The sequence below is a fragment of the uncultured Parolsenella sp. genome, from assembly GCF_934660935.1.
Lineage (GTDB): Bacteria > Actinomycetota > Coriobacteriia > Coriobacteriales > Atopobiaceae > Parolsenella.
The window spans coordinates 45255-70208 of sequence record NZ_CAKUIH010000007.1 but is presented as its reverse complement, the minus strand read 5'-3'; the positions used below and the strand labels follow the sequence as shown (position 1 = coordinate 70208).

The following is a 24954-nucleotide window of genomic DNA, read 5'->3' as shown; positions in this document are numbered from 1 at the left end:
GGGCTAGTCCTCCTTAGTTGCCGTGACCGCGGCGAGGCGGTCGGCGAGGTCGCGGATGCGGGCGTCGCAGCGATAGGCGGCGGGTCCGGCGAAGAAGCGCGCGGTGCACTCCATCACGTCATCGACGATGACGAGGTCGTTCTCGCGCAGCGTGGTGCCGGTGGCGGTGATGTCGACGATGCGGTCCGTCATGCCAACGATCGGGCCGAGCTCGATGTTTCCGTGCAGCGCGAGGATGTCGACCTGCTGGCCGATGCGGTCGTAGTAGGCCTGCGTGATGCGCGGGTACTTCGTCGCGACGCGCATCGTGCCGCGCCAGGCGTAGGCGCGCTCGGCCATACCCGCGTTGGCACGGGGCTCGGCGACGATGAAGCGGCACGCCCCGTAGCCGAGGTCGACGACCTGGAGAAGGTCGAGGTCCGCCTCGAAGAGGGAGTCTGACCCGCAGATGCCGCAGTCGGCACCGCCATGGGCGACGAAGGCCGGGGCGTCCGTCGCGCGCACGATCACGTACTCGACGTCACCAGCGGGAATGATGAGCTTGCGGCCATAGTCACGCAGATCGTCGACGGGCAGGCCCGCGCGCTCGAGCGTGGCGAGGGTGTCCGGGAAGAGCGACCCCTTGGGAACCGCAATGCGCAGCGGGCGCGACCCAACGTGGACGCCCGGCGTCGCGATGCCGGAGGCACCCGCGCGGCCGAGGACCTCTTGCAGGCGCTCGAGCGAAAGGGCGAAACCGCAGGCGGCGACGCCCGGCATGCCGAGGTTCGCGAGCACCGCGTCATAGCGGCCACCCGAGGCGAGGCTCGCGGCGACGCCGTCGACGTATGCCTTGAAGATGATGCCGGTGTAATAGTCGAAGCTGTTGATGATGCTGAAGTCGAAGGAGAGTTCGGCTGCTGCCTCGGTCTTCGCGAGGCCCGCGACGAGCCCGCGGAGCTCGCTTGTTCCGCGCTTGGCCTCCGGCACGCACGCCGCCTCGAGAAGCTCGTCGACCTTGTCGATCACGGATTCGTCGCCGTGGAGGCGCGGCAGTTCGTGGAGGGCGCGCGTGATGGGGCGCGGCAGGCCGGCGGCCTCGACGCACTCGTCAAGCGCGACGAGGTTGCTCTCGTGCACGTAGGAGAGCACCTGCTCGCGAAGGGTCTCATCCGCGACATCCGCCTCGAGGAGCGCCAGCAGCGGGCGGACGGAGCCGGCGACGATACGCACGTTCGTGACCTTGAGGGCGGCGAGCGTGTCCGCCATGAGCGAAACGACCTCGACCTCGCCCGCGACGTCCTCCCCGCCGATGAGCTCGACGCCGAGCTGCGTGAACTGGCGCGGCTGGCCGCGGAGGGCGCCCTGCTCTCGAACGACCGGCGCCTCGTAGCGCAGGCGCGCCGGAAGGCTCTCTCGCGTCAGGCGCTGGGCGGTGAGGCGCGCGATGGGAAGCGTGAGGTCCGGGCGCAGCATGAGGAGGCGATTGTCCGAGTCGAAGAGCTGGAACGGCGACCCCTTGATGCGGCCGGCAGTCTCGAGCATGGAGCGGTCCTCAAGCAGCGGGGTCTCCACGGGCACATATCCCTTGGCATCAAAGCAGGAACGCACCGTGTCACGAATGGACTCACGGGCGCGTGCCTCCTCAGGCAGAATGTCCCTAAATCCTCTGGGCGTTCCTATGACCACGTTCTACTCCCTCTCGCGTCCCGGACGAACGAGCACGTTATAGGCGGCAGACGCCACCCGCTCAGAAAACAGATCCGAATCTCGTGGCGACGAGTCTATCGCTCGCCCATTTCGCCAACGTTTCGGGCACTCACTTTAGCATAGTAAAGCGTCGATCAACGCATGACTTTAGTAAGCTAAAGTTTAACTTTGTGTTTCCTAGGCACTGGATCATCGGGGTTCTATAGCCAGATCGGCCCCGTCCATGCCGTCGCTTCAGCCAAATAGCTCGAGACCCCAAAGCGAAAAAAGTCGCTAAGTAGGGGGCTAATTCGACTTGGGCGAAGTAGCCAGCGGAATCTCGCAGCAAAACCCCAGTTGGCAAAAGCCCGAAAGAGGCCTCTACTCGGCAGGACCGATAATAGCCCCCCTACTTAACGCTAGATTTGAATTCGCACGGCCATAAAGGTCGGATTGGTGGCATTCAAACACGCACGGATTACCCGCCAAAAACAACTCACCCGAGAAGTATGGACCTAAAGTCTTTTCCCTGAGTAGACCCCGTTGTTTAGAGACGGAACGTCCAGGTAGTACGCCTGCCTATTAGGGGACTACTTGGTGATTCCCCAATCAGGTCCATACTTCTCGGGTGAGTTGACATACAGGTCCAAGGCGCCGGTGTTTTCGCCATCGATCGGACGAAATACAAGGGGCCGACTCCCGTAGGGAGCCGGCCCCTTGCTCGTAGCTCACATTTGCCGCAATGGCGACAGCGGCGCATCAGCCGCCGAGATAGGCCTGCTTCACGCGATCGTCGTTCGCGAGATCGGCTGCGTCGCCGCTCATCGACACGCGACCGGTCTCGAGCACGTACGCGCGATCCGCGACGGAAAGCGCCATACGCGCGTTCTGCTCGACCAGCAGAACCGTAGTGCCCGTATCATGCAGGCTCTTGATGATGTTGAAGATCTCCTGCACGAGAATGGGAGCGAGGCCCATCGAGGGCTCATCGAGCATGAGAAGGCGTGGCTTGCTCATGAGCGCGCGACCCATGGCGAGCATCTGCTGCTCGCCGCCGGAAAGCGTACCGGCGCTCTGGCCCTCGCGTTCCTTCAAACGAGGGAAACGGTCGAAAACCATCTCGAGCGAATCGGCAATCTCCGCCGAGTCGCGGCGCGTGAAGGCACCCATCTCGAGGTTCTCGCGAACGCTCATCTGCAGGAACACACGCCTACCCTCGGGACAGAGGGCCATGCCCTTACCCACGATGGTGTGAGGCGGCACACCCAGAAGGCTCTCGCCCTCGAACTCAACCTTGCCCTCGCGCGGCTTCAGGAGACCTGCGACGGTGTTGAGCGTCGTGGACTTTCCGGCGCCGTTCGCACCGATCAGGGTTACGATCTCGCCCTCCTCCACGTCGAAGGAGATACCCTTCACCGCGTGGATGGAGCCGTAGTAGACGTTAAGGTCCTCAACGTGAAGAATGCTCATGCCTTAGGCCTCCTCGTCAGTCGTGGTCGCGGGCGCGGTAGCAGAGGCGTCATCCTGCTTGCCGAGATATGCCTCGATGACCAGCGGATTGCTCTGGATCTCCTCGGGCGTACCCTTTGCAATGATCTTGCCGAAGTTCAGGACGGCGATGCCCTCGCAAATGCCCATGACAAGGTCCATGTCGTGTTCGATGAGCATGATGGCAATCTGGAACTCGTCGCGAATCTTGCGGATGTTATCCATAAGCTCGGCCGTCTCGGACGGGTTCATGCCAGCGGCAGGCTCGTCGAGCAGCAAGAGCTTCGGGTTGGTGGCCAGCGCTCGGACGATCTCGAGCCTGCGCTGGGCGCCATAGGGCAGCGAGCCCGCGATGTGGTTCGCATAGACGCCCATGTCGAAGAAGTCGAGCAGCTCGAGGGCACGCTCATGCATCTTCTTCTCCGCGGACCAATACGAGGGGAGGCGCAGCACGGCGCTCACGGCGCTCTCCTTGATCTGGTTGTGCAGGCCAATCTTGACGTTGTCCTCGACGGTCAGCGACGAGAAGAGACGGATGTTCTGGAACGTACGCGCGACGCCAAGGCGGCTCGCAGCGGCGGCATCCATACCGGCGGTATCGGTACCGTCAAGCATAACCATGCCACGCGTGGGGTTATAGACCTTGGTCAGCAGGTTGAAGACCGTGGTCTTGCCGGCACCGTTCGGGCCGATGAGGCCGGCGATCTCGGTCTTGCCAACGGTGAAATTGAAGTCATCGACCGCACGGAGACCGCCGAAATCAATGCCAAGGTGACGGCACTCGAGGACGGGACGATCGTAGAGATCGCGCTCGGGGATGATCGCGTCGCTCGGCAGCGGCACCATCTTGGTGCGTTCGCGGCGCTCCGCGGCATGGCGCGAGGATGCGTTGCTAGGCATCGGCCTCGCCTCCCTTCTCGGTCGCGTCGTCCTGCGACTTCACGGGCCTCTTGAACTTGGACTTCAGACCACCTGCAAGCTGACGCAGCGTCGGGTTGTTGGAAATAATCATCACGAGGATGAGCACGACAGCGTAGATGAGCATGCGCCAGTCGGAGATGGCGCGCAGCATCTCAGGCAGAACGGTAAGGAGTGCGGCGGAGATGATCGAACCGCGGACGTTGCCCATGCCGCCGAGAACCACGAACACCAGCACCAGGATCGAGGTGTTGAAATCGAACTTCTTCGGCACGATGGAGCTGTAGCCCATCGCATAGAAGCAACCAGCGGCACCTGCGAGCGCGGCGGCGACCACGAAGGCGATCATGCGGTACTTGGTAACGTTGATGCCCACGGACTCGGCGGCGATGCGGTTGTCGCGCACGCTCATGATGGCGCGACCAGTACGGCTGTTCACGAGGTTGAGCACGACGGTCACGGTAATGAGCACGAGCACGATGCCGATGGCGAACGTCGACATCTTGGTGATACCCGTAGCGCCCTGCGGGCCGTTGATGAGCAGCGTGCCGCCCTGCATGCCAAGGGCCTTGGCGTCGGCGAGCGAGAAGTGCAGGCCTCTGCCATCGAGACCAACATAGAGGTTGTTCAGGATGTTCTTGATGATCTCGCCAAACGCAAGGGTCACGATGGCGAGGTAGTCACCACGCAGGCGCATGACCGGAATGCCGATGACAAAGCCGGCCACGCCCGCGATGACAGCGGCGATGACGAGCGCGATAACGTAAGCCAGAAGGGCGTTGTTGACGATACCGTTCACGAGGCTGAACGCGACGAAACCCGAGAACGCACCCACGCTCATAAAGCCCGCATGACCGAGCGACAGCTCGCCCGAAATGCCAACGACGAGGTTGAGCGACACGGCCATGCACACATAGGCGCAGATGGGAACCAGCTGGCCCGCGAGCGAGTTGGTCAGAATGCCCGTGGCCTCGAGCGCCGTCATGAGGACAAAAAAGCCGATAACGATAGCGTACGTGATGAGGTTAGACTGCAGGCGCTTGCTCATGCGGCGGGGAGCGGCTGCGGCGGCGGTGTTCTTATCTGCCATGGCGCTACACCTTCTCCCTGACGGTCTTGCCGAGAAGGCCGGACGGCTTCACGAGCAGAACGACGATAAGCACTCCGAAGACGATTGCGTCAGCGAGCTGCGTGCCGACGTATGCCTTCGCGAAAATCTCGATGACACCGAGGACGAGTCCGCCCACGAAGGCGCCCGGGATCGAGCCGATGCCACCGATGACCGCGGCAGTGAAGGCCTTGATTCCCGGAAGCGAGCCGGTGGTGGGGATCAGCGTCGGGTAAGCGGAGCACATGAGCACGCCGGCGACGGCAGCCAGGCCAGAACCGATGGCGAACGTGAGCGAAATGGTCGAGTTCACGTTGATGCCCATGAGCGTGGCGGCGCCACGGTCCTCGGAGCAGGCGCGCATGGCCTTGCCCATACGGGTCTTGCCGGTGAACATCGTCAGGCCGATCATGACGATGATGCCGGTGACGACCGTGACGATGGTGATGGCGCTCACCACGAGCTGCCCGTCGAACAGGGAAACGGACGGCAGGTTCACGACGGACGGGAACGACTTGGTGTCGGAACCCCAGATAAGCAGCGCAGAGTTCTGCAGGAAGTAGCTCACGCCAATGGCGGTGATGAGAACGTCGAGGGACGGCGCGTTGCGAAGGGGCTTGTAGGCAAGGCGCTCGATCACGATACCCAGGACGGTGCAGCCGACAATGGAGAGCAGGACACCCACTCCGGTGGGAAGGCCCAGGTAGTTCACGGCACAGAAGCAGATGTAGCCACCGACCATAATGATGTCGCCGTGAGCGAAGTTCAGCATCTTGGCGATGCCGTACACCATGGTGTAGCCCAGGGCGATGATCGCGTAGACGCTGCCGAGCGACAGGCCGTTGATGAGGTTCGTCAGAAAGCCCATGTCATGCCGCCTCCTTTCAAATCATGTCACCGAAACCGGTTCGCAACTGGCGCGGAACCTCCCGGCAACCCTTGTCTCCTACCGACGAGCGGGGACCATCAAGCCGATGGCCCCCGCTCGCTATTCACGCTATTACGGACGACGCGTCTTAGGCGGAGCGCGCGAGACGCCCGCCCGATCGCTGCAGGACTAGTCCAGCGGCTGGTACACGCCGTCCTTGATGACCATGCCCTTGGGCTCCTTGGAGACCTCGCCGGTCTCCTTCCAAGTCATGTTCTCGCCGGTCAGGCCAGAGTAGGTGTAACCATCGACGATGGCGGCCTTGAGCTTGTCGCAGATGTCGGAGGCGCTCATGTCAGGCGTGCACTCGGTCTTCTCGAGGAGGTCCTTGATGACGTAGACGCAGTCATAGGCGTCAGCGGCGAACTGAATCGGCTCGTCACCATAGGCGTCCTTGTAAGCCTTGGTGAAAGCCTGGGTCTTCTCGTCGGTCGCGGTGGCGACGAACGGGGTCAGGAGCATGAGGCCCTCGGCGAGGGAGGTGTCGAAGCCCTCCACAGTGAGGATGCCGTCCATGCCGTCGCAGCCGAAGAACTTCGGGGCGTAGCCCATGTTGGCAGCCTGGGTGAGGATAAGCGCCGCCGGGGTGTAGTAGATCGGGAGGAAGACGAGGTCAGCGCCGGCGTTCTTGGCGTCGTTCAGCTGGACGGAGAAGTCCGTGGCGTTGTCGGCCGTGAACGTGGTGGTCGAGACGATGGTGAGGTTCTGCTCGGCAGCCTCGGCCTCGAACTTCTTGAAGATGCCAGTGGAGTAGGCATCGGAGTTGTCGTAGATGACGGCGATCTTGGTGCCGAGCTGCTTCTGGGCAAGGTACTGAGCGGACGCGGTGCCCTGGTTGGGGTCCGTGAAGCACATCTGGTAGACGTTGTCCTTGCGCGGGGTGGTCACGTTGCCGTCGGCGTCAGCCTGGCCGCCGATGACATCGTTGGACGAGGCGGACGGCGTGAGCTCGAAGATGTTGTCGGCGTTGGTCTCTGCGGAGACGGCCACGCACGGAGCGGTGGTGGTGGTGCCGACGAGAACCTGCAGGCCCCAGTCCTTGAGGTTGTTGTAAGCGTTGACGGACTTCTCCGGATCGTGCTCGTCATCCTGGCAGTTGTGCGCGAGCTGGATGCCGCCAGCGGCGTTGATCTCGTCGACGGCGAGCTGGGCGCCGTTCTTGGTGGCGGTGCCGTAGATGGCGGCGGCGCCCGTCAGCGGGCCGATGTTACCGATCTTGAACGCGTCAGCGGAATCGGAACCAGAGGCCGTGCTCGCGGAAGAGCCGGAGTTGCCGCAACCGGCAAGAGCGGTCGCGCTTAGAATGCTCGCGGCACCAGACAGCTTAACGAAGTTCCTACGAGTCATGTCAAAACGCTTGGACTCCATCTTTCATCCTCCTCGATACGGCCCGATGAGATGTTTTGGCGCACCCGGTCAGGCCTCCCCCGAGCGCGTTGGTTAGCTATCCTAGCGTGCATAAAACGGATAGCAAGATGGAAATCCATAAGGTGAAAACGTTTTAACATCGCCGAAATATAAGCCCGGTCATGCAAGTGAATTCAATATAGGAAGTGACGCCGGCAGGGACGCCGACGCCACTTGGTCGCGCCCATATAGGAGGCGCGTTTATGCGGTTGGTGAAGCGGGACGCGCGGGGGCTGGCGGCGGGCCAGCGACGGGGCGCGGAGCCTGCGGAGCTAGCGGGCGACCTCGATGACGAGGCGGGCGACCTCGCGGGCTCGTTCGGGCGCGACATCCGTCGGAAGCGACACGGCGCCCTCGCAGGCGCGCGCGGTCTCAGGCCAAGCGCCGAGCGTGCCGTCCCAGCCGTAGGCCTCGGGCTTCGTGACGCCCGGGAAGAGCGGCTCGCGATACCACGCGACTGCATAGAGTCCCGCGGCGCGCACGGACTTGATGGCGGCGTCGGCGCGCTCGGCGCCCTCGAGGAAGACCGGGAAGCGCAGGAGTGGCTGGGCATCCCCCGCGAAGGCCGCGGCGGGAACGCGCACGCCGGCGACGTCCGCGAACTCCTCGCGATAGGCAGCGACGGCCTCGCGGCGCAGGGCCTCGTTGGCGTCAAGGTCGGCAAGCGCGGCGCGCGCAGTGACGCACACCCAGTCGTCCGGACGCTCGGGCGCGCTCGCGAGCCCGCCCGCAAGCTCGGCCTCGCTAATCGCGGGCTCGAAGGCCCCGCTGGCCGTCAGGCGGCGGCGCAGCGCGTGGCTGATGCCGGCCGGCAGGTGATTGAGGACGCGAATCTGGTTGAGGTAGTGGCGCGCGGCCTTGGCACGACGAGCGCCGAGGGCAGGCAACGCCTCCAGGCGAGCGATGACGTCCGCGCCGAGGGGCGTGGCACCGAACTCCGGGTTCACCCAGACGGCGCCGCCGAAGTGCGTCGGCAGCATCTTCTCGACGCCGAAGGAGTGGAAGGACAGGTCCGCAAGCGGCTTGTCCTCGGCGTCGGTGGCGAGACGACCCACGCAGTGCGCGCAGTCCTCGAGCACGACCGCTCCGCGGGCATGAGCGGCAGAGGCGAGCGCGGCGTCTGCCGCAGGCGCCATAAGGCCGCAGGTGTGCTGCAACATGACGGCGGAGGGCTCGCCGGCGAGCGCGGCGGAAATGGCCAGCGTGCCGGGGTCGATGTCGCAGAAGACGGGAGAAAGGCCCGCAGAGGTGATCGGGTCGACGGCGGTGCAGCAGGTGAAGAGCTGCGTAGCGACCTCGCGGCCGCCCGCCGCCGCGATGGCGTCGCAGGCGACACGCATCGCCTGGCGTGCCTTGAACGTGAGGTGCCAGTCCTCGGGCCTCGTACCGGAGCGCGCTGCCAGCATCTGGCGGACGGCGAGATCGGAGGGGATGTCCGCGGCAGGTGCCTCGGCGGCGCCCGCGCCCGTGGCTCCCACTGGCTGCTCGGCGCACTTCTCGGCGGCGCCCGCGCACTTCTCGGCTGCCATTAGGACAGGTCCCTCTTGCCGAAGTACTTGCGGAAGTCCACCACGTAGTGGACCCAGAGCTTGGCCATGTTCCACAGGCGCTTCGGGCTGTTGTCCTTCGCGCCGAAGATGGTCGTGCCGCACTTGCCCTGGCTCATGAGCTCGAGCGCGCGGCGCTTCTCCGGGCCCTCCTCCACGTACTTGCGCACGACGCACTTGGGCACGCCGTACCAGAGGACCTCGTTGGTCGCGCGAACGGGCTCAAGCACGCCGCCGTCAAGGAGATCGTCGACGGCGTAGCGGGCGAGGTTGTAGCCGGAGAGCGTCGTGAAGAAGCTGCTGCGGCCGGCACGCGGGTTCACCTCGAACAGTCGGAAGGAGCCGTCGCGCGGGTCGTACTTCATGTCGATGTTGAAGAAGCCACGGTAGCCGCTGTGGCCAAGCAGGCTCTCCACCGTGTCGTAGATGGCGTCGTCCGCGTACGACAGGATTGCGGCGTAGTTGCCGATCGCCATGGGCGAGTAATCCTCGAGCAGAGGGTGGCCGAGGCTCATGAGGGTCACGGTGCCGTCGCCGCGCACGTAGCCGTTGACCACGCGCATGTTGCGGTCGTCGCCGGGGATGAAGTCCTGGATGATGAGACGGCCCGGGTAGCCGGCCTCGTAGATGCGGCGGACGGTCTCCTCGAGCTCCTCAGGCGTGCCGAGGACGAAGGCCTTCTTCTGGCCCTTGAACGGGTGGGCGCGGTATGCCGGGGCGTCGGAGGGCTTGAGGGCCACGGGGAAGCCGAAGGGCAGCTCGGGGACGGTCGGTCCGTCGGTTACGGCCGTCTTGGGATACGGGACGTGGCGCTCCTCACAGAGCTGGTAGAAGCTCTCCTTGTCGTTCATGCGGTCGACGATGTCGCCGGAGGCGCACACGACGGCGTAACGCGCGTCGAGGTCATCCATCTGGTGCGAGAGCGCGACGGAGTAGTCATCCCCGCAGGGAACGAGCAGCGGGACCACATCGCCGAAGCCGTCGGCCGCTGCGTTCAGGACCTCAGTGAGGCGCGTGCCCTCGAGCAGGTCCGGCACGACGCGGACCTCGATGAACTTCGAGTTGGCCGTCGGCGTGAGGCCAAAGGTGCCGTACACCACGCACGTCGAGCCGAACTCCTCATAGAACGCGCGGGCCATGCCATAGCCCGCGATCTCGGTCCCGAGAAGAACCGGGACAAACGGACGCCTATCCGTGCTGCTCATGTGCACTCCCTCCCGCGCCGGCACCGCCGGCATCGGATGTCTGAACGCGCGCCGGGTCGATCTCGGCGCGCGGATCGGTCTTGCTTGCAGCCGCCGCGCGCGACGTAGCCGGCGCGGTGGCCCCACTTGCATCCGCCGCGCGCCAGCGGCGCGACGGGGTCTCACACTCACACAAAGGCGGGGCGCCCCGGAAGGCACCCCGCCAAAGTCTAGCTTTCTTTCGCCCCATTAGACGATGGGGCCGCCGCCAACGAAGCTGCCCGACGAATAGTACACGCTGGCGATTTCGACGCCACCCCAGTTGGAGTGGATCATGAGGCCGCCGCCGATGCACATGCCCACGTGGGTGGTGCTGTTGACACCGCCGCCCCAGAACATGAGGTCACCCGCCTGGAGCTGGCTCTGGTCCGTCGTCCAGCCGCCACCATCGAGGCACCAGCCGATCATCGAGTTGCCGCGACCGTTGCTCATGCGCTGACCGCGCGGGATGGAGATGCCGGCCTTCTTGTAGGCCCACCACACGAGGCCGGAGCAGTCGAACTCCTGGCCGGGGATGGCGTTGCCGGCCCACGAGTAGCTGACGCCGAGCTGGGACTTGGCGGCGGCGATGGCGCCGGAGACGCCGGAGCCAAAGTTCTGGTTACCGCTGGAGTGGGAGCCGGAGTTGCTGTTCGAGCCGGAGCTCGAGTTGCCGTTTGAGCCGGAGTTACCGCCCGAGTTATTGCTCGAGCCGGAGTTACCGGAGGTGGCGCCGCTCGAGCCGGAGTTGTTCGAGCCAGCGTTGCCGCCGGCGTTCGCGGCGGCCTCCGCCTCGGCCCTACGCTGGGCCTCCTCGGCGGCGAGCGCCTCCTGGACCTCGCTCGACAGCGAGCTCACATAGGACTGCTGCTGCTCGAGCGCGCTCTGGATCTCGCCGGCCTTGGCTTGCGCGTCGTCAACGAGCCTCTGCTGCTCCTCCTGCTGGGACTCGAGCTCGTTCTGCTTGGCGGCGAGTTCAGCCTGAACGCCCTGGACTTGGCTGATGACCTCGGCGTCAGACTCCGCCACGCGGTTCGCGTAGTAGACGCGGCTGACGAGGTCCTCGAAGCTCGAGGAGTCGAAGATGATCGAGACGAGTGAGACACCGCCGGTCTTGTAGTTGGAGGAGACGCGGCCGGCGAGGGTTTCTTGCGCGGCGTCGAGTTCGGTCTGCTTCTGCGAGACCTCCTCCTGCGTGGAGGCGATCTGAGCTCGGGTGTCCTCGAGCTGGGCCTGGAGCTGTTCGAGCTCGGCGAAGGCGTTGTTAGCCTGCTCCTGGTACTTGGCGGTCTGGGCCTCGGCCTGTTGGAGCTGGGCCTGGAGGTCCGACGAAGACGCCGCGAGGGCGGCAGTGGGCGACGTGGCAAACAGAAGCCCCGCGGTAACAACGGTGACGACGAGGCGCTTGCCGACGGTGGGGGCTGTGCGTTTAAGGTTCATTGTCCCTCTCCTTTCGGGTGGTATCAGTATAGGCGAGGATTCCGCCGCGCCCAACCCCCGGCAACAGATGGCGTCACTGTATGCTCACACAACCTGGTCAGGCGGCAATTTGGCCGTTGACGCCGGTGTCCCAGCGGCAGGCAACGTGTCGAGGCCCTGAGCAATCGCAACATGTCAGCGGCGGCGGCCCGGAACTGCAGACGGCGCGCCGACGGTCCAGAGCAATCGCAACATGTCAGCGGCACCGGCGTCCCGAAGCGGCAGGCGGCACGCCGGAGGCCCGAAGCGGCCGCGGCGTGTCAGCGGCATAGGACGGTCGCAGCATCTTGTCAACTTGGCCCGCCACCTTCGTCTTTGCGGAAATGGGCGGTCGTTTTTGGCTTTCCCCGAAGAGAATGACGAAATGACGTGGCATTTTTCGCTCGCGCCGAGTAGAGGCCCAATCCTCATTTGGGAAACCGCAGGTAGACTAATTGCTTTAAAAAGGTCTACTTTACGTTCGTCGTTTTTGCCACGTCATTTCGGCTCCGCTAATTGAAAGGGCCCGCGTCAGGCGTTCAGCTGAGCGCCTGACGCGGGCCCGAGCGCGGGAAAACCCGCGCACTCTCACGTGCGTCGTTCACGAGCGCGCCCGGGGAGCGCGCAGACACCGCAGCTTGGGCGACCCCTATCGGCGGAACTTGCGCAGGATACTGCTCACGAAGCTGGCCTCGGGGAGTTTGAGCGCGACGGCGATGCCGTAGGTCACGAGCACGGACGGGATGCCGCCCGCAACGATGATGATGATCGCGCGGGTGATCGTCAGCGAGCCAAGGCCACCCATCAGCCATACGATGAGCGCGCCCACGGCGCCGCCCGCAAGCCCCAGCACCAACGCGCGAATGCTACTAACCACAAGGCCGCGGATGCCAATCCGACCCATGGCGTGGTGCAGGAACGCAAGCGACACCACACACAGCATAAGCATGAAAATAGCGCTGCCGAGGGAAACCGCGTGGATGCCAAGGACGCCCACCATCCCGACGGTGAACGCGACCTGCACGACGGAGGCCGCGACATTGGCGAGTGCGAACAGCGTCATGCGCCTCATCGCGGAGAACACCTTCTGGAAGAAGGTCTGGAGTCCGTACCACGGGAGCGCGAGCGCAAGCGTCGCGAGGTAGGCGGCGGTGAGGTTGGCACTCTCGGCGTCGAACTGGCCCACGCGCAGCAACGACATGAGCGGCTTCGAGAACACCATCAGATAGACCATAAACGGGATGAGGGCGAACATCACGTGCCCCATGCCCGTCGAGACCTGGCGCCTGAATGCATGCTCGTCACCCTTGGCGAAGCTCTCGCTCATCTCGGTGAACATCGCCACGGTGATGGGCACGGCGAGCACGGCGTAGGGCAGGGTGTACCACAGGCGCGCGTAGTACTGGATGGAGCCACCCTGCTCGGGCACGGCGGCGAGTGCCATCGACGTCATGACCGAAGTCGTCACGAAGGAGCACGCGGTGACGATGAGGGTAGGGGCGCCGATGCCCACGGTCTCGCGCAGGGCCGGATCATGCAGGTCAATGCGGAAGGTGAGCTTGATGCCATGGCGGCGCAGGCTCGGGAGCTGCATGAGGACCTGAACGGCGACGCCGAGAGGGTTACCCAGCGCAAGGATGAGGAAGGCCACCGAGTAGTTCACGTTGACGAGCGCCGCGAAGCCGATGAACGACGCGATGGTGATGAGGTTATTGAAGATGGGAGCGGCGTTGCTCCAGAAGTAGTCGCGCTCGGCGTTGAGGATGCCCGACGCCAGGCTCGAGAGGCAGTAGAGGACGATCTCGATCGCGAAGAAGCGGAAGAGCGTGATGCCATCGGCCATCTGCGCCTGGTCGGTCTTGGCGGACTGCACCCAGATCAGGGGCGCGGCAAAGACGAGACACAGGACGAAGCATACGCCGAGCAGGACGAGCAGGATCGAGAGCAGGTTGGAGATGTAGGCGTTGGCGCCATCCTTACCCTTGTGCTCGCGAACATCGAGGTAGACAGGGAGGAACGCCGTGATGAGCATGCCGCCGATAACGAGCTCGTAGAGCTGGTTGGGCAGGTTATTGGCCACGGTGTAGCAGCTCGAGAGCAGCGTGGTGCCAAGCGCGAAGGCCTGGCCCCATGTGCGGAAGAAGCCGGTGAGGCGGCTCACGATGACGAGGGCACTCATCATCGCGGCGCTGCGGCCGACGTTGGCGTCGGTTGCCGCATCGGTGGCCTCGGCGGCCTCGGCCGCGGAGACCTCGGCGGCCTCGGCCGCGGAGACCTCGGTGGCCTCGGCGGTGGCGGCATCGCCGGGCACGGTGGCCTCGCCGGGCACGTCGGCCTCGGCACGTACGGCGGTGACACCGGCGACGGTTTCGACCTCCCCGCGCTTCTCGGCCAGGGCTTCGCCCTGCTCGGACGCCTTAATTTCGTCGGTCATTTGAGGTCCTCTCGGCAGATGTCGGCGAGGGTGGCGCCCAGGAAGGAGACGAGCTCCTCCGGGTTCAGCTTGAGGGTGAGGCCCAGACGTCCGCCGGAGATGTAGATGTCATCGAAGAGCTGTGCGGTCTCGTCGATAAGGGTAGGGAACTGCTTCTTCATGCCCACGGGCGAGCAGCCGCCGCGCACGTAGCCCGTCGTGGGTTCGAGGTCGCGGACGTGCATGAGCGACAGGGACTTCTCCCCCGCCGCGGCCGCGGCCTTCTTGAGGTCGAGCTCGTCGCCGGAGGGGACGCAGCAGACGACGTGGCCGCCGGCGGGAGTCACGCACACGAGGGTCTTGAATCCCTGCTCGGGGGCATAGCCGAGCATGTTCGCGATGCGCACGCCGAGATCGCTCACGCCGGTCGGGTCGGGCTCCTCGAAAGTGATGGCCTCGTACGCCACGCCGCCACGCTCGAGCTCGCGCATGGCGTTCGTCTTCTGGACCCTCTCCTTGCGTGCCATTCGGCTCCTCCCGACGGGCGCCGCGCGAGCAACCCCGTTGCTTTCCGTGCGAGACGCGGGACAAAGCCGCGCCCTCCGCGGCGACCCGCACACGGGCCACCATAAAACTGCTCGTAGACGGGCCTTCGCAGGACCGTCACAACGTATCCGTTACGAAGGGTATAGTTAACCACTACGGAAGACCGAATATGCGCAGGTCGCATGGAGAAGACGGGCTGGTGTTCATCATGGAGAAGCTAGGCGTCATCGGCGGCATGGGTCCCGAGGCATCGTCGTACTTCTACAGCGAGATCATTCGCCATACCAAGGCGGAGCGCGACCAGGACCACCTCGACCTCGTCCTCATCAGCCAGGCCTCGATGCCCGACCGCACGGAGGCCATCGAGACCGGTGACGACGCCAAACTGCTCGAGAGCATGCGCGTCGACCTCCAGGCGCTCGAGGCGTTCGGGTGCGCGCACGTCGCCATCACGTGCAACACCTCGCACTACTTCTACGACAAGATCCAGGCGTTCACGAAGGTGCCCATCATCCACATGCCACGCGAGGCCGTACGCGAGGCAATCGAGGGCCGGGGCGCCAAGCGCGTCGGCATCATGGGCACGGACGGCACCGTCCGAACGGGCATCTACTCGCACGAGTGCGAGGCAGCCGGCGTCGAGTGGGTCGTGCCCTCCCCCGAACGCCAGGCCGACGTCATGTCGATCATCTATGACGACGTGAAGGCAGGCAGACCTGCGGACATGCACAAGTTCGACCGCGTGATGCGCGAGTTCATCCGTCTCGACTGCGACGCCGTGATCCTCGCCTGCACCGAGCTCTCCGTCGTCAAGCGCGACCACGAGGTGCCCGACCTCTGCATCGACGCGATGGACACCCTGATCCGCGAGTCGATCGTCCGCAGCGGCGCCACCTACGTGTAGGGTCCGCGCGACGCCCGACGCACGACATCCCCGCAAACGACAGGCGGTACGGCACCATTCGTGATGCCGCACCGCCTTTGCGTACGCATGCGCGCCCACGCGCCGGGTGCGTTGGCCTTCGCGGGCCGGGCGCGTGCCGCCAGTCGCATGGCAACCGGCAGCACCCGCGCGCCGGGCGCGCTGACCTTCGCGGGCCGGGTGCCGCCGCCAGTCGCGTGCCAGCCGGCAGCACCCGCGGGCCTACTCCTCCGCCGGGGCGGCGCCGAACGCGCTCACGCGCGGAACCCACTCGCTCTCTCCCGAGGCGTCGAGGGCATCCTGCAGCTCGCGCGTGCGCTCGAGCACCGGCGCGAGGAACTTGCCGGTATAGCTCTCCGGACAGGCCGCGACCTCCTCGGGCGTGCCGGTGCACACCACGGTGCCGCCGCCGTCACCGCCCTCGGGGCCCATGTCGATGAGACGGTCAGCCACCTTGATGACGTCGAGGTTGTGCTCGATGACCAGCACCGTGTTGCCCGCGTCGACCAGACGCTGGAGGACGTCAAGCAGCTGGCGCACGTCCTCGAAGTGCAGGCCCGTCGTGGGCTCGTCGAGGATGTAGAAGGTCTTGCCCGTCTGCTGGCGGTGGAGCTCCTTGGCGAGCTTCACGCGCTGCGCCTCGCCGCCGGAGAGCGTCGTTGCCGGCTGGCCCAGGCGGATGTAGCCCAGACCCACGTCATAGAGCGTCTGGAGCTTCTTCTTGATGCGCGGGATGTTCCCAAAGAACGCAAGGGCCTCGGTCACGCTCATGTCGAGCACGTCCGAGATGCTCTTGCCGTGGTACTTCACCTCGAGCGTCTCGCGGTTGTAGCGAGCGCCATGGCAGACCTCACACGGAACGTAGACGTCTGGCAGGAAGTTCATCTCGATTTTGATCTGGCCATCGCCCTTGCAGGCCTCGCAACGACCGCCCGGCACGTTGAACGAAAAACGACCGGGGCTATAGCCGCGGGCGCGGCTCTCCGGCGTGGACGAGAAGAGCGCGCGGAGGTCATCCCACAAGCCGATGTACGTGGCCGGGTTGGAGCGCGGAGTGCGGCCGATCGGGCTCTGGTCCACGTCGATGACCTTGTCGATCTGGTCGACGCCCGTGAGCTTCTTGTACTCGCCCACCGGACGCAGCGAGTTCTGGATGGCGTTGGTGAGCGCGGGGGCGAGGGTGTCCGTCACGAGCGAGCTCTTGCCCGAACCTGAGACTCCCGTGACCACCGTGAGCGTTCCAAACTCAATGCTCACGGTCACGTTCTTGAGGTTGTTGTGGCTCGCACCGACGATCTTGAGCTCGCCGCGGCCGGGACGGCGGCGCTCCTCCGGCAAGCGAATGAGTCTCCTACCCGTGAGGTAGGCCCCCGTGATCGAGTCACTGCACTCGCAGATCTCCCTGGGAGAACCCGCGGCGACGACCTCGCCGCCCAGCTCGCCCGCGCCGGGACCCATGTCGATCACGTAGTCCGCCGCGCGGATCGTGTCCTCGTCATGCTCGACCACGATCACGGTGTTGCCCTGGTCGCGGAGGCGCTCGAGCGTCTTGATCAGGCGGTCGTTATCGCGCTGGTGCAGCCCAATGGAGGGCTCGTCGAGGATATAGAGCACACCCATGAGACCCGCGCCGATCTGCGTGGCCAAGCGGATGCGCTGCGCCTCACCGCCGGAGAGCGTCGCCGAGGCGCGGGAGAGGGTGAGGTAATCCAGGCCCACGTCCACCAGGAAGCGCAGGCGCTCGACGATCTCCTTCACGATGCGCCCGCCGATGAACTCCTGGCGCTCCGTGAGCTTGAGGTCACGGAAGAACTCGAGCGACTCGCGGCAGCTCATGCAGCAGACGTCGTAGATTGACTTGTCACCAACCGTGACAGCGAGAATCTCCGGCTTGAGGCGCGCGCCGTGGCACGTCGGGCAGGGTACCTCATGGATGTACTTCTCCAGGCGGGCGCGCATCTTCTCGTTGGTCGTCTCCGTGTACTTCTCGAACAGGACGGAGCGCACGCCCGAGAAGGTGGTCGACCAGTTGGTATCTCGACCGTCAAGCGTGTGGTAGTCGACGCGGACCTTCGTGGAGCCGAGGCCGTCGAGAAGGGCATCGCGCACCTTCTTGGGAAGCTTGTTGAACGGGGTGTCAGGACTCGCCTTGAAGTGGCGGCACACCGCGGCGAGCACCTGCGGGTAGTAGTTCGACCTGCCGAAGAAGCTGCCGAACACTCCCTCGGAAACGGAGAGGTTGGGGTCCTCGATGAGCGACTCCGCGTCCACCACGCGCCTGAAGCCGAGGCCGTCGCAGTCCGGGCAGGCACCGTAGGGGGCGTTGAAGGAAAAGTCGCGAGGCTGCGGGTCATCCATAGAGTGACCGTGGATGGGGCACGCGAGCGCGAGCGAGTACTGGAGGAGCTCGCCGGGAATGCCCTCGGGGTCATCGCGGTCGGGCAGCATGTAGACGCCCACCTTGCCAGCGGCGAGGCGCGTCGCCGTCTCCACTGCCTCCGCGATGCGGCCGAGGCTCGTCTCGCGAATGACGATGCGGTCCACCACGACCTCGATGTCGTGCTTGAGCTTCTTGTCGAGCTTGATCTCCTCGTCAAGCTCGCGGACCTCGCCATCGATGCGAACGCGCGAGAAGCCCTCCGCGCGCAAGTCATCGAGAAGCTTCGTGTACTCGCCCTTACGGCCAAGAACCACGGGGGCAAGCACCAGCGCGCGACGGCCCTGACCCGCGGCAAGGATCTTATCCGCCACCTGGTCCGTCGTCTGACGCTCGATGACGCGGCCGCACTCCGGGCAGTGGGGCGTGCCCACGCGCGCGAAGAGCAGGCGAAGGTAGTCATAGATCTCCGTCACGGTGCCCACGGTCGAGCGCGGGTTCTTCGACGTGGTCTTCTGGTCGATGGAGACGGCCGGGGAGAGGCCGTCGATCGAGTCGAGGTCCGGCTTGTCCATCTGGCCGAGGAACTGACGCGCATAGCTGGAGAGGCTCTCGACATAGCGACGCTGGCCCTCGGCATAGATGGTGTCGAAGGCGAGGCTCGACTTGCCGGAGCCCGAGAGACCCGTGATGACGACGAGCTTGTCTCGCGGGATCGATACGTTGATATCGCGCAGGTTATGCTCGCGCGCGCCCCTGATAACGATGGAATCGGAAGCCATGGACCACTCCCCCGTTGTGCCGCTTCTCATAGCTCTTCAGTGTAACGAGACGAGCCGCGAGGCGCCAAACGCCATCGCGGCTCCATAGAACATCCGTTCGTTGTTCGCTTCGGAGTAGTAACCTGCGGCTACTAGCGAAGCCCACCCCGCGCCCACCGGCGCAGCCCGGGACAGCGCCCCGCGCCCGTGCTCATCAGTGCAAGCCGGGCCGGCGCCCCGCGTCCATTAGTGCAACTAGGGCCGGCACCCCGCGTCCATCAGTGCAACAACGGGTTATCGAGGTGAAGCTCCGGTCTCGGGGCACGCGAAGGCACACGCGCAGCAGGCGCCGAGACCACGGGCGCCTGCTCAACGACGCGGAGCTCCCACGCACTCGCCACCTCGGCGGAAGGCGAGCCCTCGCGCACGCGGGCGAGCGCGGCGGAGAAGACCGGGCCCACGACGTCACAGCGCCAGACGCGAGCTCGCACATGGCGCCAGGCAATGCCTTCGCGAAGCCACAGCTCGACCGGCTCGTCGAACCAAAGCGCGTGGGCAAGCCCCGCGCCCAAATCGCTGCGGTCCTCGCGAAGCGCCACGACAACGCCGCGTTCGCCCGCAAGCTTGGCAACGCCCAGTTCAGAGGCGGAGAACGCCTCGCAGAACAGAGCCCCCTCCTCGCTGGGGACGCTCACGCGTGGCGCGCCCTCACCCGAGGGCGTCTCGCCCGCGGCGGCAATCTCGAGAGAAGCCTCCTCACGGCCCACGCCCCTCCAAACGGAGACGTCGGTCCGCTCGAGGTCCGCATCGGGGTGGTTGCCGCACATCTTGTAGTCGTCCTCAAACGCAATCAGGCCATGGCTCGCGCGCACGCCATGGAAGCCCTTCGCAAGCTCCACGTAATACTCGATGGGAGGCATCGGGCGCCAGCCCAGCACGCTGCGGCGATGCGGACGCCAGATGACGGACAGGCAGGTCACGCCACGCTCGGCGAACCACTCGCACGCCTCGAGGTTGCGCTCGATCGCCTCCTCGGGCGTGGCCACGGCACCGTCACCGGCAAGCTCGGCCCCGCCAACCACCTGAGTGTAAACGTTGCCCGCGCCGAAGACCTCAACCGCGTCGACCGTGCGACGAAGCCACTCGTCATACCCTACGTGAGCGTTTTTGCCAGGGCACAGGCGCGCGAACTGGTCCGCACCCCAGACCTCGAGGTTTGGGCTATACGAGGTGACACCCGACTCGTTATGCAGGCGCTTGACGAGCTCGCGAGGCCAGGCGGGAGCCATGACCTGGCACGAGAAGCGCCCGGAGAACGCTTCCCCCATAGCACGAACGCAGCGCAGGTAGCGCTCGAGCTCACGCCCGAACGGCGGCTCACCCGCATAGTCCGTACCTCCGGAGATGTAGAGCTCGGAGTAGCGGCCAGGCTCGCTGAGAGCCGAGCGCACGGTCTCGCCAAGCTGGGCGCAAGGGACCTCGGGGTCGATGCCGTGGCGCGTGAACAGCGCGCAGAAGCGGCATTGCTCGCCACGACCCCAAAACTCGCAGTGACGATAGGACGTGAGGATCAGCTTCTGAGCGCGAACGTCAGCGAGCTCGTCCATGGGAACGCCGCCCGCCGCCTCGTGGTCGAAGAGCTCGGGGCGCGGCACGAAATCCACGACGTCCAGGATGCCCTCGCGTGCGTCTCCCGCAGGGTCGCCGTCCGCCGCGATCGGGCCAGTGGCCGGCTCGCGAAGCACGAACTCGCCCGCACGCTCGTCAAAGTCGATGACGTAGGGGTCATCGTACGTCTCGCCCCAGTTTATGTAGACGTAGGTGGCGTCGCGGAGAAGCACGCCGCCGGGCATGACGAGGCGCGCGGGCCTCCCGCCGAACGCGATGTCAAAGGGCTCGGCGGAGGCAAAGCGATAGTCATCCTCCTGCAGGCAAGCGAGCGCCGCCGCGGAAAGACGGGCACCATGCCAAACCATCGAGATCTTGAGCAGCACAAACGGGCTCATGCCCGGGTTCTCCGAGCAGAGCCTGCGCCACTGCTCGGTCTTGGTCTCTCGCATGGGAAGCTCCCTTCGAATCGAAAAGCTGACAAAGGGACAGTCCCTTTGTCAGCTCTTGCAGACGCGCGTAGCGCGGACGGGCGTGGGGAGCTCGCGCGACCCAGACGCCCACCCCACCTACGGCACCAGAACGAGCGCGGCGACGATTGCCGCGTTCAGCCCCACGGCGAAGGCGACGTCACGAGCGCGAAGCGGCACCTCACACGCACAGCGACGTTCGCCAGAGTCCTCGAACCCGCGAGACTCCATTGCCATAGCGAGGCTCTCCGAGCGCTCGAGGGCGTGCGCCAGCATCGGCACGACACGCCTGGGAGACAGCGGGTTCACGTGAACGCCGCGGGCCTTAAGCGCAAGGCCGACTTCGGCGTACTCGTCCTTGACCACGGGAAAGAAGTGGTAGGCGGCCAGTACGCCGTAGGCGAACTTCGGCGGCAGGCGGAACTGCTGCATGAGGCTCATAACTAGCTCGAAAGCATCGCTCGTAAAAGCGAACGACAGGCCCAGGCCGCCGTATGCCATGACGCGGCTCGCGAGCTGGGCGGCGGTGGTCCAGTCGCTTGCGAACAGCGTTCGCTGGCCAAACACATCCGCCTCGATGGCCGCGGAGGCGTTTCCGCCCGAGCCATACATGAGGCCGGTCACGAAGAGCGCCGTCGAGGTCAGGGCAAAGGGCACGAGCGCCGCCGCGACGCCGCGGCGGTTCGTGCCAGGGCTCGCGAGCGTCGCCACAAGGGCGATGACACAAACCGCGAGGTTGACACGCGTGTTGAACGTGACGGAGAGGATGAGCGACGCCACGGTGAGCGCGGCAAGCTTGACTCCGGGGTTCAGGCTCCTCATGAGGCGCTCCCCTCTCGAGTGGCGGACGCGATAGCATCGGCGGGCGCGGCGGTCGTCGCGGGCGCGGCGGTCGCGGCGGCATCGGCGGGCGCGGCGGTCGTCGCGGGCTCACGACGAGCCTCGACGTAGGCGTCAAGCTCCTCGCCCTCGAGCGGACGCACACGCCCGTCAGCCACGAGCAGCACCTGGTTGGCGATGGCGCGGGCGAGCACGAGGTCGTGCGTCGCCACGACGACGGTGAGGCCAGCGGCAACGCGTCGCTCGAGCACGTCGAGCATCTTTCGCGTCGAACGCTCGTCCTGCGCATACGTGGGCTCATCGAGCAGAAGGACGTCGGCGCGCCCCGCTAGCATCGCGAGCATGGCGAGACGGCGCTGCTGCCCCTGGCTAATCTCATACGGCGAGCGCTCCCCCAGGCCCTTCAGGCCAAACTCGGCGAGAAGGTCGGGTACGCGTGCCGCAAGCTCCTCCTCCGCCACATCTGGATTGGCGGCACGCAGCGTCACCATGACTTCCTCGGCGACAGTGAGTGCGAGGAACTGCAGACGCGGGTTCTGGAAGACCAGGCCAACGGAACCCTCGACCGCAAGCTCGCCGGACGTGCGGCACGCGCCCGCGATGGCATGGAGCAGCGTGGACTTGCCACTTCCGCACTCGCCCACGAGAGCAACCACGCCACCACGAGCTACCTCGAACGAAACACCCGAGAGCACGGTGAACGCCGCGCGGCCTCGCCCGTACCCAACGGACAGATCACGAACGCGGACGACCTTCTCGGCATCCTCGGAAACGAGCGCGGGGCGCAGGTCCCTCGCCCATTCGTCATTCACGAACAGGCCGTCGGCACGCATCTCCGCCTCGTGCGCGGCAAACTCCGCAACCGGGAAGCTCGCCTCGTCAAGGCTGCCGTGTTCGCGCATGAGCACGACGCGATCCGCGAAGGACAGCCACCAGCCGGCGCGATGGTCGACCACCACGAGCGTCACGCCCTCCCGCTCGTTGAGACGACGGAGCTCGGCGGCGACCGAGGCGCACGACGCCGGGTCGAGGTTGGCAAACGGCTCGTCGAGCACGAGTGTACGGGCGCCGCACGCGAGCGCGGTGCATAGCGCGAGCTTCTGCTTGGTACCGCCGGAAAGCTGGCCGATGCGGTCCTTCTCGCGTCCCTCGAGGCCAACGAGCGCGAGGAGTTCGCGACAGCGCTCGCGCATGTCGCCGGGCCAGGCGACGTTCTCGAGCGCGAAGAGCACCTCGCGCTCAACCGTATCCATGCAGAACTGGTTGTCAGGATTCTGGAACAGTATCGAGACTTCGCGGCTTCGCTCGCGCGGGCCCATCTCCCCCACCGGACGACCAGCCGCGAGGACCTCGCCCTCGAGCTCGCCCGCGTATGCCGGGTAAAGCCCAGCGAGGCAGAAGGCGAGCGTCGACTTGCCCGACCCGGAGGCCCCCATCACGAGGACGACCTCCCCCCGACGCACGGTCAGGGAGAGGTCGGAGAAGACCGGGCCCGAGCCCTCGCCGTAGCGAAAGCCCAGGCCACGAGCCTCGAGCGCGATGTCCGTCTCGGCGCTAGGCACGCGAGCGACCCAGGGCGTAGCCCTTAAGCAGGCCGGTCTTGGCGAGGCCGTCACCGATGGCCTTGGAGAGCAGGCCGGCGAAGAGCATGGAGCTCACGAGCCTCACGACGAAGAAGAGCACGAGCACCGGCACGGCGATGAGGCCATAGCCGGAGCGGATGAAGCTCCAGACGAAGCTGATGACGGTGCAGAAGGCGCTCGCGAGCAGCATGTCCTTGGTCTCGAAGCTCTTGTAGTGGCCGAGGGCGAAGGCGAGCTCGGCGCCGGCACCCTGGACGAGGCCGGTCACGATGACCATCGGGCCATACATGTTGCCGAGAAGGACCTCGATGAGGGCCGCGACAACCTCAGAGACGAGGGCGACGCCCGGACGCTGGATGATGTAGGCCGCGAGCGTGGACACCATGAACCAGATGCCAAACACGATCTCGTTGCCCATGGGGCCGATGCCCATCGGGGTGAAAGCGGCGACCATTGCCGCGGCGGCGTAGACCGCCACGAGGTAGACGACGCCGAAGACGACGCAAAGCATCGCCACGAAGATGATCTCCTGGAGCTTCCAGCCGCCCTTTGCGGCACCGTTCTCGTTAGCCATTCCTTGTTTCTCCTCTCGTCACCTGAAAAAGGGACAGTCCCTTTTTCTGGTTCTTGCGGTTTGTGGACGGACGTGGGTCGCCCGTCGCGTCGTTCAGCGCGACAGCTAGCGCGCTGGCCAAGCCCGCGTGGTCCTACTCGACCGTGGGACTGTTGACGTTAATCGTGAAGTGCAGCACGTAATGGTGGACGTTCTCGCTCGCTTCCATGAGCTCGCAGACCTCCTGCAGGTAGGCGAAGACGTCCTTGATGCTGCCCTCGATGCGCGTGGCGTAGTGAATCGTGGTGGGGTTGAGGCCACGCTTCTCGGCGAGACGCCAGACCTCGGCGATGTCGTCGATGTAGTCGCCCACGCCCATGGGATAGAGGGCGAGCTTGCACAGGCACGGCTGCGTGGCGGCCTCGACGATGGCGTGGTTGGGGGCCTCGCCCGTAGCCTCGAGCACCGAGTCGCCGGAGACGTCGCCCGGGCAGCCCTTGGAGACCTGGCCCTCGATGGCCATGTGGACGCCCTCGGTCCAGGAGCTGGCGAACAGCGCGGAGACCGCGTCCATCACATAGGGAAGCTTGCCGCGGTAGACCGTCGAAAGGGCGTCAGTCTCGCTCCAGACGCAGGAGGTGTCGACGCGCCCGAGGGCGCCGAGAATGATGTCGATGAAGTTGTCGCACATGGGGTAGAGCGTGAAGCGGCAGCCGGAAATCGGCAGGTCAGTACCCCTGCCAGCCCAAGGCAGGTCGGGGCGGTTGCAGCCCTCGCAGCAGTTTTCAGACATGTCTTCCTCTCGTTCGTAACGCAGGCGGGCTGCGCCGCGGCCGCACGGGCCACATCCGCGGTCATAGTGACCGCATCTGGATGCAAGCAGGAACGAGAGGCTTAAACGAGCCAAGAAGGCAACGTCGCCGCACGAGACGGCGGGTGCGGCAAAGTCGCACGCCAGAAGAACGACGCCTCGAGCGCGAGGCGGGTAGCTTCCCTACGCTGGTCCTAACCAGGTCAGGTTCAAGGGGTTGGAAATCCTCTCAGCTCTTGCGAGCACCCCCAGCACTTGTGCCGCGCGTGGCGGCAACGGTTTGGCATTGTACTAACCCCGACGATGCTGTCAAGAGGCGTTGCAA

Annotated in this window: 18 protein-coding genes and 1 riboswitch; of the genes, 1 reads left to right on the top strand and 17 read right to left on the bottom strand. The window is 65.5% G+C overall.

The features are described 5' to 3' along the window. Positions 1-3: 3 nt before the first annotated feature. The 11 genes from hisG to ybaK form a co-directional block, all read right to left on the bottom strand. Entirely contained in the window at positions 4-1668 is a 1665-nt protein-coding gene (gene hisG / locus Q0H23_RS05185) for an ATP phosphoribosyltransferase (protein WP_293836355.1), read from the bottom strand. 759 nt (positions 1669-2427) lie between these two features. Then, on the bottom strand, positions 2428-3138 hold the full coding sequence (locus Q0H23_RS05180) for an ABC transporter ATP-binding protein (RefSeq protein ID WP_293814660.1): 711 nt from the start codon (positions 3136-3138) through the stop codon (positions 2428-2430). Between the two features lie 3 nt (positions 3139-3141). Next, positions 3142-4056: an ABC transporter ATP-binding protein gene (locus Q0H23_RS05175; protein ID WP_293814661.1), complete on the bottom strand. Its 915-nt coding sequence runs from the start codon at positions 4054-4056 to the stop codon at positions 3142-3144. After that, the gene (locus tag Q0H23_RS05170; protein ID WP_293836353.1) at positions 4049-5164 is read right to left on the bottom strand and encodes a branched-chain amino acid ABC transporter permease; all 1116 of its coding nucleotides are present in this window, start codon (positions 5162-5164) and stop codon (positions 4049-4051) included. The genes Q0H23_RS05175 and Q0H23_RS05170 overlap by 8 nt, the downstream gene beginning before the upstream one ends. A 4-nt stretch (positions 5165-5168) precedes the next feature. Next, entirely contained in the window at positions 5169-6050 is an 882-nt protein-coding gene (locus tag Q0H23_RS05165; RefSeq protein ID WP_293814663.1) for a branched-chain amino acid ABC transporter permease, read from the bottom strand. 189 nt (positions 6051-6239) lie between these two features. Then, the gene (locus Q0H23_RS05160) at positions 6240-7478 is read right to left on the bottom strand and encodes an ABC transporter substrate-binding protein (RefSeq protein ID WP_293814664.1); all 1239 of its coding nucleotides are present in this window, start codon (positions 7476-7478) and stop codon (positions 6240-6242) included. A 311-nt stretch (positions 7479-7789) separates the two neighbouring features. Beyond that, complete coding sequence (locus tag Q0H23_RS05155; RefSeq protein WP_293836351.1) at positions 7790-9046, bottom strand: DegT/DnrJ/EryC1/StrS family aminotransferase; 1257 nt, start codon at positions 9044-9046, stop codon at positions 7790-7792. Further along, positions 9046-10269 carry a hypothetical protein gene (locus tag Q0H23_RS05150; RefSeq protein ID WP_293836349.1) on the bottom strand — a complete coding sequence of 408 codons (1224 nt, stop codon included), beginning with the start codon at positions 10267-10269 and terminating at the stop codon, positions 9046-9048. Before Q0H23_RS05150 ends, Q0H23_RS05155 begins: the two co-directional genes overlap by 1 nt. A gap of 228 nt (positions 10270-10497) precedes the next feature. Continuing rightward, complete coding sequence (locus Q0H23_RS05145) at positions 10498-11727, bottom strand: C40 family peptidase (protein ID WP_293836347.1); 1230 nt, start codon at positions 11725-11727, stop codon at positions 10498-10500. Positions 11728-12394: 667 nt separating this feature from the next. Further along, entirely contained in the window at positions 12395-14179 is a 1785-nt protein-coding gene (locus Q0H23_RS05140) for a lipid II flippase MurJ (RefSeq protein ID WP_293836345.1), read from the bottom strand. Beyond that, positions 14176-14685: a Cys-tRNA(Pro) deacylase gene (gene ybaK / locus Q0H23_RS05135; RefSeq protein ID WP_293836343.1), complete on the bottom strand. Its 510-nt coding sequence runs from the start codon at positions 14683-14685 to the stop codon at positions 14176-14178. Before ybaK ends, Q0H23_RS05140 begins: the two co-directional genes overlap by 4 nt. 227 nt (positions 14686-14912) lie before the next feature. On the opposite strand from ybaK, the gene Q0H23_RS05130 reads away from it, so the two are divergent. Further along, the gene (locus tag Q0H23_RS05130) at positions 14913-15608 is read left to right on the top strand and encodes an amino acid racemase (protein WP_293836341.1); all 696 of its coding nucleotides are present in this window, start codon (positions 14913-14915) and stop codon (positions 15606-15608) included. 240 nt (positions 15609-15848) lie between these two features. Here Q0H23_RS05130 and uvrA read toward each other — a convergent pair whose 3' ends face one another. The 6 genes from uvrA to Q0H23_RS05100 form a co-directional block, all read right to left on the bottom strand. Further along, complete coding sequence (uvrA, locus tag Q0H23_RS05125; protein ID WP_293836339.1) at positions 15849-18785, bottom strand: excinuclease ABC subunit UvrA; 2937 nt, start codon at positions 18783-18785, stop codon at positions 15849-15851. A 257-nt stretch (positions 18786-19042) separates the two neighbouring features. After that, on the bottom strand, positions 19043-20824 hold the full coding sequence (locus Q0H23_RS05120; RefSeq protein ID WP_293836337.1) for a radical SAM protein: 1782 nt from the start codon (positions 20822-20824) through the stop codon (positions 19043-19045). A 117-nt stretch (positions 20825-20941) separates the two neighbouring features. Beyond that, positions 20942-21664 (bottom strand): energy-coupling factor transporter transmembrane component T, encoded by a 723-nt coding sequence (locus tag Q0H23_RS05115; RefSeq protein WP_293814673.1) that lies wholly within the window; start codon positions 21662-21664, stop codon positions 20942-20944. After that, complete coding sequence (locus tag Q0H23_RS05110) at positions 21661-23244, bottom strand: ABC transporter ATP-binding protein (RefSeq protein ID WP_293836335.1); 1584 nt, start codon at positions 23242-23244, stop codon at positions 21661-21663. The genes Q0H23_RS05115 and Q0H23_RS05110 overlap by 4 nt, the downstream gene beginning before the upstream one ends. Further along, complete coding sequence (locus Q0H23_RS05105) at positions 23237-23839, bottom strand: ECF transporter S component (protein WP_293814675.1); 603 nt, start codon at positions 23837-23839, stop codon at positions 23237-23239. The genes Q0H23_RS05110 and Q0H23_RS05105 overlap by 8 nt, the downstream gene beginning before the upstream one ends. A 133-nt stretch (positions 23840-23972) precedes the next feature. Further along, positions 23973-24611 carry a YkoF family thiamine/hydroxymethylpyrimidine-binding protein gene (locus Q0H23_RS05100; protein ID WP_293814676.1) on the bottom strand — a complete coding sequence of 213 codons (639 nt, stop codon included), beginning with the start codon at positions 24609-24611 and terminating at the stop codon, positions 23973-23975. A 181-nt stretch (positions 24612-24792) separates the two neighbouring features. Next, positions 24793-24889, bottom strand: a riboswitch (TPP riboswitch). Positions 24890-24954: the final 65 nt, after the last annotated feature.